9 protein-coding genes and 1 tRNA gene are annotated in these 11,785 nt (G+C 66.1%); 2 read left to right on the forward strand and 8 right to left on the reverse strand.

From position 1 onward, the window contains the following. Positions 1 to 11: 11 nt before the first annotated feature. Together hrpA and GK109_RS21955 are read right to left on the reverse strand one after the other, a co-directional pair. Complete coding sequence (gene hrpA / locus GK109_RS17380) at positions 12 to 3,983, reverse strand: ATP-dependent RNA helicase HrpA (protein WP_157241815.1); 3,972 nt, start codon at positions 3,981 to 3,983, stop codon at positions 12 to 14. A gap of 81 nt (positions 3,984 to 4,064) precedes the next feature. Next, positions 4,065 to 4,232 (reverse strand): hypothetical protein, encoded by a 168-nt coding sequence (locus GK109_RS21955; RefSeq protein ID WP_197432488.1) that lies wholly within the window; start codon positions 4,230 to 4,232, stop codon positions 4,065 to 4,067. Between the two features lie 81 nt (positions 4,233 to 4,313). Here GK109_RS21955 and GK109_RS17385 point away from each other — a divergent pair, with 81 nt between their 5' ends. Further along, positions 4,314 to 5,282: a GlxA family transcriptional regulator gene (locus tag GK109_RS17385; RefSeq protein ID WP_157241816.1), complete on the forward strand. Its 969-nt coding sequence runs from the start codon at positions 4,314 to 4,316 to the stop codon at positions 5,280 to 5,282. A gap of 13 nt (positions 5,283 to 5,295) precedes the next feature. On the opposite strand, the gene GK109_RS17390 is transcribed toward GK109_RS17385, so the two are convergent. The 6 genes from GK109_RS17390 to GK109_RS17415 form a co-directional block, all read right to left on the reverse strand. Then, on the reverse strand, positions 5,296 to 5,628 hold the full coding sequence (locus tag GK109_RS17390; protein WP_157241817.1) for a protealysin inhibitor emfourin: 333 nt from the start codon (positions 5,626 to 5,628) through the stop codon (positions 5,296 to 5,298). Positions 5,629 to 5,693: 65 nt separating this feature from the next. Then, the gene (locus GK109_RS17395; protein WP_157241818.1) at positions 5,694 to 6,746 is read right to left on the reverse strand and encodes a M4 family metallopeptidase; all 1,053 of its coding nucleotides are present in this window, start codon (positions 6,744 to 6,746) and stop codon (positions 5,694 to 5,696) included. Positions 6,747 to 6,888: 142 nt separating this feature from the next. Further along, a tRNA-Arg gene (locus GK109_RS17400) sits at positions 6,889 to 6,964 on the reverse strand. Between the two features lie 113 nt (positions 6,965 to 7,077). Then, positions 7,078 to 8,622: an FAD-dependent oxidoreductase gene (locus GK109_RS17405; RefSeq protein ID WP_157241819.1), complete on the reverse strand. Its 1,545-nt coding sequence runs from the start codon at positions 8,620 to 8,622 to the stop codon at positions 7,078 to 7,080. Then, positions 8,619 to 9,491: an FAD:protein FMN transferase gene (locus tag GK109_RS17410; RefSeq protein WP_370460669.1), complete on the reverse strand. Its 873-nt coding sequence runs from the start codon at positions 9,489 to 9,491 to the stop codon at positions 8,619 to 8,621. Before GK109_RS17410 ends, GK109_RS17405 begins: the two co-directional genes overlap by 4 nt. 3 nt (positions 9,492 to 9,494) lie before the next feature. After that, positions 9,495 to 9,938, reverse strand: coding sequence for a hypothetical protein (locus GK109_RS17415; protein WP_157241820.1), 444 nt, complete (start codon positions 9,936 to 9,938; stop codon positions 9,495 to 9,497). A gap of 182 nt (positions 9,939 to 10,120) precedes the next feature. Between GK109_RS17415 and argS the strand changes: the two genes are divergently transcribed. Further along, positions 10,121 to 11,785 carry an arginine--tRNA ligase gene (gene argS / locus GK109_RS17420; RefSeq protein WP_323056554.1) on the forward strand — a complete coding sequence of 555 codons (1,665 nt, stop codon included), beginning with the start codon at positions 10,121 to 10,123 and terminating at the stop codon, positions 11,783 to 11,785.

The raw sequence follows: 11,785 nt of genomic DNA on the forward strand, positions 1-11,785 counted from the left end.
CCGGTTTCCGCCTAGGCCGGGGCAAGTGCCTTGTTGAGCACGGCGCGGATCCTCTTCTCCGACACCGAATACGCTGTTCCGAGTTCAACGGCGAAGAGGCTCACCCGGAGCTCCTCGAGCATCCAGCGCACCTGGGTTAACTCAGGGCCGGCCTTCCGTCCGGGGAGCAGGGCCGATACGGCGTCGTCGTAGTCGTCCTCGAGCCGCTGCACCGCGGCCATGTTCAGGGCGTCGCGCTGGACGTTGCCCGGCAGGCGTTCCAGCCTCTTCTCAATGGCCGTAAGGTACCGGGGGAGCTGGCTCAGCTGGGCGTAGCCCGTCCGTGCCACAAAGCCGGGGTAGACCAGCTGTTCCAGTTGGCTTTTGATGTCGTTGAGGGCACTGATCAGCGCCAGGCTGGTGGTGCCCTTCAGCTGTTTTTCGATCCGCCGGGTGCTGGCCAGGATGCGTTCCACCACGGCGGTGACGCTGAACACGGTGTCGATCAGTTCGGCCCGGACCACCTCGTACAGCCGGTCAAAGGACTCCCGGTCCCAGGGCAGTTCCGCGGGCGTGAGCTTGTCGATGGCGGCCAGCGCGCAGTCCGCGATCAGGCTTGAGACCGAGCCGTGCGGGTTTTGGCTGAACGTGAGTTTCTCCGTGTTGCTTAGGTGCTCCAGCACGTACCGGTCAGGAGCCGGAACGCGCAGGGCCAGCAGCCTGACCACCCCGCCGCGCATTGCCTCCTGCTGTTCCTCGGCAGTCTGGAAGACACGCAGTGACACCGACGTGCCCTGGTCCACCAGTGCCGGGTAACCCGTCACTGTATGGCCGTTGACCGTGCTGCTGACCTGGCGCCGGACCGTTCCGACCGTCCATTCGGTGAGCCCGTCCTGTTCCCGGAAGCCGGGTGGGGCTGCGGCCCCCGGCACTTCGGCAGGCTGCCGCGCCGCGGATGATCCGGCGTCGTGCGTTTTCCCTGCTTTTTTGCCGTTGCCGGCGCCGGGCGCGGTGGAGGCAGGCGTGGCCCCCAGCGACTCGGCGATGGCCCGCCGCGTTGCCGGGGCCAGCTTCTCCTGGAGCGCGGCGAGGTCCTTGCCCTCGTCCAGGACTTTGCCCTTGCTGTCCACCACCTTGAAGCTCACCCGCAGGTGCGGGGGCACCGCGTCCCAGTTCCACGAACCCGGCGGGATGACGTGTCCCCGGATCCGGCGCAGGGCAAGCTCAAGGGAGGGTTCGAGTTCATCCACGGCGGGATCGAAATCGGCTTCCAGGAGTGCCACCGCCTGCCGGGCAACGTCCGGGGCGGGAACGAAGTTCTTCCGGACCTGCTTGGGCAGGGATTTGATCAGGGCCGTCACCAGCTCAACACGCTGCCCGGGTATGAGCCAGCGGAAGGCCTTGTCATCCAGCTGATTAAGGAACAGCACCGGCACCTCGGCCGTGACGCCGTCGGACGGGTTGGGCGGCGAACCCGGAGCCACCGGGTGGAACTCGTAGCTCAGCGGAAGCTCGAAGCCCTTGTGCAGCCACGTTTTGGGGTAGGCGGAGTCGTCAAGGTCGTCCGCGTCGTCGCTGAGGAGGAGGGATTTGTCGTAGTCCAGGAGGTCCGGGTTCTTCTGCCGCGCTTCCTTCCACCACTTGTCGAAGTGCCTCTCGGACACCACGTCAGGTCCGATCCGCGCATCGTAGAACTCGAACAGCGTCTCGTCATCCACCAGGAGGTCCCGGCGGCGCATCCTGGCCTCCAGTTCCTCCACCTCATTGAGGAGGGCCCGGTTGCGGTGGAAGAACTTGTGGTGGGTTTTCCAGTCGCCTTCCACCAGGGCATGGCGGATGAAGAGTTCCCGGGCGACGACGGGGTCAACCCTGCCGTAGTTGATCCTGCGCTGGGCGATGATGGGCACGCCGTAGAGGGTGACCTTTTCGTAGGCCATCACTGAACCTTGCCGGGTGGACCAGTGCGGTTCGCTGTAGCTGCGCTTCACCAGGTCCGGGGCCACCTGCTCGGCCCATACAGGATCGAACTTCGCAGCCACCCTCGCCCAGAGGCGGCTGGTCTCCACGAGTTCCGCCGCCATCACGAATGTGGGCGACTTCTTGAAGAGGGCAGAGCCGGGGAAGATGGCGAACCGGCTGCCGCGGGCTCCGGCATACTCCCGCTTGCGCTCATCCAGGATGCCGATGTGGCTCAGGAGGCCGGAAAGAAGGCTGATGTGGATGCCCTCGTGGTTGCCCACCGGATCGGCAAGCCGCTTGTTGTCGAGGCTGATGCCCAGGGGCCGGGCCAGCTGGCGCAGCTGGGCAAACAGGTCCTGCCACTCCCGGACCCGGAGGTAATTGATGAACTCGGCCCGGCACATCCGGCGGAAGGCGGACGACGAGAGCTCCTGCTGCTTCTCCTGCAGGTAGTTCCAGAGGTTAAGGAAGCCGGTGAAGTCCGAGTTCTCGTCCTTGAACCGGTTGTGCTTTTCCGCCGCGAGTTGCTGCTTGTCTGTTGGACGCTCGCGCGGGTCCTGGATGGTGAGGGCCGCGGCCAGGACCATCACCTCGCGGACGCAGCCGCGTTTGCCCGCCTCCACGATCATCCGGCCCAGGCGGGGGTCCACCGGCAGCTGGGCGAGCTTCTGCCCGACGGCGGTGAGCCCGCCGCCGCTTTTCGCCCCGTCCGTGCCGTTCTGCGGCCGGGCGGCAGCGAGGGCGCCGAGTTCGCGGAGCAGCGTGACGCCGTCGTTGATGGCCCGTGTTTCGGGCGGCTCCACGAAGGGGAAGTTTTCGACGTCCTTGGGGCCGCGCGCCACTCCCATGGCGGTCATCTGCAGGATGACGGCGGCGAGGTTGGTCCGCAGGATTTCCGGGTCGGTGTACAGCGGCCGCGAATCGAAGTCTTCCTCGGAGTACAGGCGGATGGCGATGCCGTCCGAGACGCGGCCGCACCGCCCCGAACGCTGGTTGGCGGACGCCTGCGAGACCCGCTCGATGGGCAGCCGCTGGACCTTGGTGCGGTGCGAGTACCGGGAGATGCGGGCGGTGCCGGTGTCGATGACGTACTTGATGCCTGGAACCGTGAGCGAGGTTTCGGCGACGTTGGTGGCAAGGACAATCCTGCGCTTGTTGCCCGGGTGGAAGACCTTGTGCTGTTCCTGCAGGCTCAGCCGGGCGAAGAGCGGAAGGACTTCGGTTCCGGCCAGCCGGCGGTTGGACTGGATGCGGGCCTGCAGCGCTTCGGCAGCGTCGCGGATTTCTCGCTCGCCGGAGAAGAACACCAGGATGTCGCCCGGCGCTTCCAGGGCAAGTTCGTCGACGGCATCACACACGGCGTCAAGCGGATCGCGGTCTTCCTCGAGTTCGTCATCGGAACCGTTCTCGTCGTCAGGGCCGGCTCCGCCTGGCGGCTGGGAGAGCGGGCGGTACCGGATTTCCACCGGGTAGGTCCGCCCGGAGACCTCGACAATGGGTGCGGGTTCTTCCGGTGTGCCGAAATGGTTGGCAAAGCGCTGGGGGTCGATGGTGGCGGAGGTGATGATCACCTTGAGGTCCGGCCGCTGCGGCAGGATCCGCTTGAGGTAGCCCAGGATGAAGTCGATATTGAGGCTTCGCTCGTGGGCCTCGTCGATGATGATCGCGTTGTACTTGCGCAGCAGTTTGTCCCGCTGGATTTCTGCAAGCAGGATGCCGTCGGTCATCAGCTTGACCTTCGTGGCGCGGCTGACCTCACCGGTGAAGCGGACCTGGAAGCCCACCTCCTGGCCGATGTCCACGCCAAGTTCCTCGGCGATGCGCTCGGCCACCGTGCGGGCGGCCAGCCTGCGCGGCTGGGTGTGGCCGATCAGCCCGTTTTCGCCCAGGCCAAGTTCGAGGCACATCTTTGGTATCTGGGTGGTCTTACCGGAACCGGTCTCGCCGGCGATGATGGTGACCTGGTTCGCCGCTATGGCTGCCATCAGGTCTTCGCGCCGCTCGGAGACCGGCAGCTCGGCGGGATAGGAGATGTGAAGTGTCATGTCTGCTGACAGTCTACTGCGGGAGCCCGGGCTTCCCGTCTGTACTGCCGGCAGTTGTCCGGCGCCTTTTGGTCCTGCCGGCTAGAAGACGCGGAGCGTGTAGTTGATGCTGGGGAGGTCCAGGGCGGACCAGGCTTCGTGGGATTCGACAGGAGGCGTATGCCCCCGGCCGTCACGCAAAAGCGCTGAAACGGTGGCGGCGGCCACGAGGAGGATCAGGAGGACGAGGAGGGTTATGAGGATTTCCATGACTCCATGCTTCTCCTCCCCGCAGCCAAGAAAAAGTGGCAGAAATGCCCAAAAAGCGATAATTCCTGCCACAATGGAAGCATGCTCAAATCAGTGGCCCTCATCGTGGTTCCCAACTTCTCGATATTCGAGTTCGGTACTGCCTGCGAGGTCTTCGGTATTGACAGATCCGGCCGGGGGAGCGGCGTCCCGGCCTTCGACTTCCGCGTCTGCACGCCGCAGCCTGGTAACGTCCGGCTCAAGTCCGGCCTGTCCCTGAACGTCGGCCTGGGACTTGAGGCAACCGACGATGCGGACCTGGTCATCATGGCGCCCTACGGCAGGGACGACGAGTTGCCCGAATCCGTCCTCGAGGCGCTCCGGGCTGCCGATGCGAGGGGAGCCTGGGTAATGTCCATCTGCTCGGGCGCTTTTGCCTTGGCCCGCGCCGGCTTGCTCGACGGGCGCCGCTGCACCACCCACTGGCACTACTCAGGCCAACTGGCTGCAGAGTATCCGCGCGTACAGGTGGACGAAAACGTCCTCTACGTGCAGGACGGCAACATCATCACTTCCGCAGGCACCGCCGCCGGGATCGATGCGTGCCTGCACCTTGTGCGCGTCGAACTGGGGGCGCAGGTGGCGGCCGCGATCGCCAGGGACATGGTGGTTCCCCCGCACCGTGACGGCGGCCAGGCGCAGTTCATCGACCGGCCAATGCCAGCCTGCGGTTCCGCTCCCTTGGAGGAACTGCTGCGCTGGATGGTGGAGAACCTGGACCGCGAGCACACGGTGAACGAACTGGCGGCACGGGTCCACATGTCGCCGAGGACCTTTGCACGGCGGTTCAGGTCGGAGACCGGAGCGACGCCTGCCGCCTGGCTCAATTCACAGCGTGTTCTACGCGCCCAGGAACTCCTTGAGTCCACCGACCTGAACATCGAAGAAATCGCCAGGGAGTCCGGCTTCGGGCACCCTGTCCTGCTGCGGCACCACTTCGCCAAGGTCCTGGACACCAGCCCGCAGTCATACCGCCGCGCTTTCCGCGGCCAACTGGCTGTGGCGGGATAGCGCCCCTTGCACGCTAACCGGGCGCCGGTCCGTTGCGGCGTTGTTTGGCGCGGATTTCCTCGGCCGCTTCCCGCGTACTGTCCACGAGAATCCGCCAAGGTCCGGTGACGGCCTGCTCAGGCAGGGCTGCCCGGCGCTGCCCTGCCCGGATCGAATAGATGAACCTGTCCGGTTGGGCTTCCGCAAACTGCTCGGAGGCTGCCTTCGGGGTCCTGGGTACTGAATCCCACGGGCATGCCTCCACGATGGGCTGCCACTGGCTGATGGCGCTCTTGGATTGGGCTTCCACAGTCCACACCCGTGGTATCGCGGCGATTCCTCCGGTGCGCTCAACACTGATCTTCATGGCCTGGTCCTTGGGCTTGCCCTACAGCCTGGCTGCCGCCCCGAAGTACGGCAGCCAGGCGTCCGTTAAAGCTTGACCTTCACAGTTTCCCACGCCTTCCGGACGGCGTCATGCTCGGTGGATCCGGAACCGAAGAGCTCCACGGCGGATGCGGCCGTGGCACGCGCAAAGACCCTGAAGGTCGCCGTGGGAGGCAGTGTTCCGCCCGTGAGTGTCTCGTACCAGATGCGCCCGGGCGAGTCCCAGGCGTTTCCCCCGAGGGTCTCCGCCACGAGGTAGAAGGCGCGGTTGGGGATGCCGGAGTTGATGTGGACCCCGCCGTTGTCGGCGCTCGTCTTGACGTACGCGTCCATGGAGTCCGGCTGGGGGTCCTTGCCCAGCACGTCGTCGTCGTACGCCGTGCCGGGGGCCTTCATGGAACGCAAGGCGCTGCCCTGCACTTCGGCTGTGAAGAGGCCCTCGCCGATCAGCCAGCTGGCCTCGGCAGTGGACTGGTTTTTGACATACTGCTCGACCAGTGCGCCAAAGACGTCGGACATGGATTCGTTAAGGGCCCCCGCCTGGTTGCGGTAGGCGAGCGCGGCGGAATACTGGGTGACACCGTGGGCCAGTTCGTGGCCGATGACGCTCAGGGACCGGGTGAACCGTTCGAAGACCTCGCCGTCGCCGTCGCCGAAGACCATCTGTTTGCCGTCCCAAAAGGCGTTGTCGTACAGCTTGCCGAAGTGGACCGTTGCGTCCAGCGGCAGCCCGCGTCCGTCGATGGAGTTGCGTCCGAACACGTCCGCGTACAGGCGGTGCGTGTGGCCCAGCCCGTCGTAGGCCTCATCGACGGCAGGGTCATCCGTGGCGGCTTCACCCTCCTTGCGGACCAGCCTGCCGGGGAGGGTCTCCGAGCCGCCGGCGTCGTAGATGGCCCGGGTTGACGGTCCCGGCTTCGCCTGGCGGACGCCTGCCGGAATGCCCGGCACAGGCTGGGACCGTGCTGAATGGAACGACTCCACATGGCCCAAAGCTTCCTTGGCTGCCCTGGCCGCGGAGGAAAACTCCGGCGCACCCTGTTTGGCCAACCGCCTCAACAGGTATGGCGGAACGATGGAACAGAACGGAACGTGCATGGCGTACCCCCTCGACTTGGTGATTTCAGCCTACGAGGGCGCACCGACAATCCTTCGCAGGCTCACGTACGGAAGCAGGCAGCGTGAACGGGCGTATGGGAGCAGAAAACCCCGCCACTTCATTGAAGTGGCGGGGTTCTTCTGGTGCCCTCGATAGGATTCGAACCTACGACCTTCTGCTCCGGAGGCAGACGCTCTATCCCCTGAGCTACGAGGGCAATCCGGGGTTTCCTGCCGTTGCTGGCGGGACGTCCTAGAGCTTAGCAGGAAGGTGGCCCGCAAGGGAAAATCGCTACCGCCCCGCCACCCCGTGCGCGGTCCCGGGCCGGAATCAGTAGCCGGAGAATGAGTCCACGTGGAGCCGGCGGGCCCCTGCCTGCTTAGCCGCCCGCCGCAGCGAGGCGACGCTGGCCGGTGAGCCCGAGACGTAAACGTCCCGCTCCGCGATGTCCGGGACCAGTGCCCGGAGGGCTTCGCCATCCAGCCGCGTGCCGTCCCAGGAGGCGGCGGCCAGGTCCGGCGGCGGCGCGGAACCATCCGCAGTGCGCACCAGGACGCGGATGCCCGCCGCCCGCAGTTCCTGCGCATAGGCAATCTCGTCGGCGCTCCTGGCAAGGAGGAGGAGGACAGCGTCCCGTTCCCGCAGTCCTCCCGAAGACAAGTGTGAAAGGTAGGGCGTGATGCCGATTCCGGCGGCAATCAGCAGTACCGGCTTCCGGGGATCCCGGGGGAGGACAAAGTCTCCCCCCACGGACGTGGCGGTCACTTTGTCCCCGGGCTTCAGTGCAAGGAGGACCCGCTTCGCCGGGGACACCGGCTCAGCTGTCCGCACGCCAAACTTCACCAGGCGGTCGTCCGGCGAACCTGTCAGGCTGAACACACGACGCCGTCCCTTCCTGTCCGACTTGACCTGCGGCAGGTCCAGCTCCATGTACTGCCCCGGCACAAAGCGGACCGGCCGGGACGGTTCGAAGGAGAACTCCGTAGTGCTGGGTGTCAACGCCCTGGTTCCGGCAAAACGAAGGGACACGCTCCCATGCTGGCCCGCCAGGAAAGCCAGCAGATTGCCCAGCAGGAGCGCCGCCTCCGGAGAGTTGGCCAGGAAACCGACGTTGTAGGGGACCGCGAAAACAACACCTACCACTGCGGCCAACGCCAGCTGCTGCCAGCGCCGCGGCGGCAGCGTCAGCGGCTCGGTAAGCATGAACCCCGCAAAGAACAGCAGCGGCCGCTGGGCAAAGGACTGCCACAAGGCCATGCCCGCTGACAGCCCGGCCTGGATCAGTTCGGAAGTGATGATCGCGGCGGCAACAACGGTGAACACCGAAGCCATGAGGAACTTCCGGGTGCGGTACAGGACCAGCAGGATCCCGGGGACCAGCAGCCACAGCATGGCCGGCGTGGCGGCCCACCAGGTTGCGATATTCAGGCCGGTGAGGCCCGTGACGAACGCGCCGGCTGCGGCGGGGTTGAACACATGCCGGCCGCGCCAGGCGAGGGCGTATTTCGACGCCGATGCCAGCACGCACGCCAAAGCCACTCCCGCCACATCCATGGGGGCGAAGGAGGGCCAGAACAGGAAATAGAGCAGCAGCCCGGTGATCAGCGACGACTCGGAGTGCGGCCGTACCCGGAACAGCACTGCCAGCGCCCTGTTCGACGCGTACGTCAGCCCAAGGCAGAGGACCAGGTGCGCCAGCATCTCCGGAATGCCGAAAGTCAGCCAGCCCAGGGCATCCAGCAGAAGGCTGTATCCGGCGAGGGCCGCCAGGACCAGGAGGATCAGCCGGTACATGGTGAACCGGCCCAGCACGGTATCCAGCAGGCCGGCCACGGACAGGGCCGGTCCGGCCCCCGGCGCTTCAACGGGGCTCATGAAAACAGTGTCCCTTCAAATCCTGCGGAATGGGTGGCGCTTCCGTCCGAGAAGACCGTCAACCAGGAAAAATCGAAAGACCGCTGGAGTTCGTCACCAGGGAGGAAAAAGAGCGCGGTTGCCAGGGCATCGGCCAGCATGGTGGTTTCCGCCAGTGTCCACGTGGCCACGGCGGTCCTGACAGGGCGACCGGTCCTGCCATCCAGGACGTGGTGCAGGCCGTCGCCCCAGGCGCGCCGGTTTGCGGCAGATGCACAGAGTGCCCGGCCTGCCAGCTGCACCACCCCGATGGCCTGGGCTTCGTTGTAGGGGTGTTCCAATGCCACCGGAACGGGATCCGGGCCACGCGCCAGGAGGTCCCCGCCGGCATCGATGATGAAGGCCTCCACGCCTCCCGCCTCAAGCTCCGCCGCCAGCAGATCCACGAGCAGGCCCTTGCCGGCGGCCCCGATGTCCAGGACGGCAGGAGCCTTCGCGGTGAGGGTGGTGCCGGCCCAGTCCAGTACGTCGTCCCAGGCCGGAGCAGGCAGCGGGGAGCCGGACGGCCGAAGCGAGTAGCCGGCGTCGTAGCCCAGGCGCTCCAGGCTGGTGCCGATGAGCGGGGTCATGGCCCCGCCGGTGAGCTGGTAGAGGGTGCGGTAGACCAGCCCGAGCGGTCCGGCCTCGGCGGGAAACTCGTACCGGCCGGGTTCCCTGGCCATCGCGGTGACGCGGGAATCGTCCCGGAAGCGGGACCAGTCGGCGTCGAACCGTTCCACCACGTCCAAGAGGCGGGTCCGCAGGGCCGGACCGAGCAGCCCGGGCGCAGAGACCTGCCAGCGCGTCCCGATCCCCTCAAACGCAAAGTCCTCCCGGTCCCCGTCCGGCACGGCCTACCGGGCCTCCGACTTGATCTGCTCCAGGGCCTTGTTGAAACCGCCGCTGGTGAGGGAAGAGCCCGCAACCTTGGACACATTGAGCTCGTCGATGTTCCTGCCAACCACCTGGGCCGCGATGCCGCCGGCAAACTCGCCCTGGAACTTGCGGGTATTCGGGTTGGACGGATGCTGGGTGATCTGCACGTCCGTGACGGTCCCGGCGGCGAGCGTGAGCTGGACGCCCACTGTCTCCGTACCGTTGGGCGACACATAGGTGCCGTCGGCGCTGTACGTGCCGTCCTTGTATTCCGCCCCGCCGGCCGCCGTTGTCGACGCTCCGGTGGAGGGGGTGGTTGCCGCGGTGCTGCTCCCGGCTGACGGCGCGCAGCCTGCCACCGCTCCCGCCAGGGACAGGCCGGCGACTCCGGCGTAAACACTTTTACGGACTGAGGGTCTCATCAGGGTTCTCGTTTCATCAGGGGACGCAGGAAGGGATCTGCTCAGTGCTTACTGTGTTGTCAACGCAAAAGCCAGCGTATTGGTTCAACCCGTGCGAAGATTTCCGGTTTCCTGTGGATCGACAGGGTGCAGGAAGCGCCCTGGATTCCTTTGCTGTGACCGGCCCCCGGTAGTCTAGAAGGGTGACTCCCGAAGAACTCTCCCTCGCCATATCCGCCTGCCTGAAGGATGCTGTCGCCGCCGGTGACATCGCCCTTGCAGCATCAGCTGTCCCTGATGAGGTGCGCGTGGAGCGACCCAAGAACCGGGACCACGGCGACTGGGCTACCAACATTGCCCTGCAGCTTGCCAAGCAGGCCGGCACCAGCCCGCGTGAATTCGCCACCATCCTCAGTGCCCGGCTGAAGTCCATCGACGGCGTTGCCGCCGTGGACATCGCGGGGCCGGGGTTCCTGAACATTACCGTGGATGCGGCTGCCGCCGGCGCCCTGGCCAAGGTGATTGTCGAAGCCGGAAAGCAGTACGGCACCAACTCCGCGCTCGCCGGCCACACGGTGAACATGGAGTTTGTCTCGGCCAATCCCACCGGTCCGCTGCATATCGGGCACACCCGTTGGGCGGCGTTGGGGGATTCGATCGCGCGCGTGCTGCGTGCGTCCGGGGCGGATGTGACCGCTGAGTATTACATCAATGACGCCGGCACGCAGATGAACGTCTTCGCACACTCCGTCTACAACCGGCTGCACGGCCTCCCCGTGCCCGACGGCGGCTACCCCGGACAGTACATTGCGGACCTTGGGCATGAGGTGCTGACGGAGCACCCGGACATCCGCGAACTGACTGAAGTTGCGGCCCTTCCAGTGATCCGCGCCGCTGCCTACGAGGCGCAGATGAAGGACATCAAGGCCACCCTTGCGGACTTCGGCGTGGAGTTCGACGTGTTCTTCTCCGAGCAGGAGCTGCACGACGCCGGCGCGATCGAGAGTGCAGTGGCGCGCCTGCGCGAGCAGGGCCACGTGTTCGACGACGGCGGCGCGGTCTGGCTGCGGACCACGGACTTTGGCGACGACAAGGACCGGGTGATGATCCGGGCCAACGGCGAGCCGACGTACTTCGCAGCCGACGCCGCCTACTACCTGTCCAAGAAGGACCGCGGCTATACCGAGAAGATCTACCTCCTCGGCGCGGACCACCACGGCTACATCAACCGGCTCAAGGCGATTGCCGCGTGCGCCGGCGACGACCCCGAGGTCCACATCGAGGTGCTGATCGGGCAGCTGGTGTCCGTTAACGGAGCGAAGCTGTCCAAGCGCGCCGGAAACATCATTGAGCTCAAGGACCTGATCGACTGGCTTGGGAAGGACGCCGTCCGCTACTCGCTGGCACGCTTCCCTGCAGATTCGCCCCTGACCCTGGACCCGGAGCTGCTGAAGAAGCACAGCAACGAAAACCCGGTGTTCTACGTCCAGTACGCCCACGCCCGCTCCCGCGGTGCTGCCCGGAACGCCGTGGCGGCCGGAGTGGAGCGCCAGGTGGACGGCAAAGACAGCTTTGACGCCTCGCTGCTGGACCACGCCACCGAGAACGAGCTGCTTTCCTACCTGGGCAGTTACCCCTCGATCGTGGCCAAGGCCGCCGAGCTGCGCGAGCCGCACCGTGTGGCCCGCCACCTCGAGGTCATCGCCGGCGCCTACCACCGCTGGTATGACGCCTGCCGCATTGCGCCCATGGGCGACGAAGCGGTGACGGATGTCAACCGCACCCGGCTGTGGCTCAACGACGCCACGAGCCAGGTGCTGGCCAACGGCCTTGACCTGCTTGGCGTTTCCGCGCCGGAACGGATGTGA

Origin of the sequence: Pseudarthrobacter sp. GA104 (genome assembly GCF_009741265.1) — a bacterium.
Lineage (GTDB): Bacteria > Actinomycetota > Actinomycetes > Actinomycetales > Micrococcaceae > Arthrobacter.

Excerpts from the sequence above, each read along its gene's own strand:
- GK109_RS17405 (WP_157241819.1), bottom strand. The coding sequence starts at position 8,622 with ATGAGCCCCGTTGAAGCGCCGGGGGCCGGACCGGCCCTGTCCGTGGCC.
- GK109_RS17415 (WP_157241820.1), bottom strand. The coding sequence starts at position 9,938 with ATGAGACCCTCAGTCCGTAAAAGTGTTTACGCCGGAGTCGCCGGCCTG.
- GK109_RS17390 (WP_157241817.1), bottom strand. The coding sequence starts at position 5,628 with ATGAAGATCAGTGTTGAGCGCACCGGAGGAATCGCCGCGATACCACGG.
- GK109_RS17385 (WP_157241816.1), top strand. The coding sequence starts at position 4,314 with ATGCTCAAATCAGTGGCCCTCATCGTGGTTCCCAACTTCTCGATATTC.
- GK109_RS17395 (WP_157241818.1), bottom strand. The coding sequence starts at position 6,746 with ATGCACGTTCCGTTCTGTTCCATCGTTCCGCCATACCTGTTGAGGCGG.
- GK109_RS21955 (WP_197432488.1), bottom strand. The coding sequence starts at position 4,232 with ATGGAAATCCTCATAACCCTCCTCGTCCTCCTGATCCTCCTCGTGGCC.
- hrpA (WP_157241815.1), bottom strand. The coding sequence starts at position 3,983 with ATGACACTTCACATCTCCTATCCCGCCGAGCTGCCGGTCTCCGAGCGG.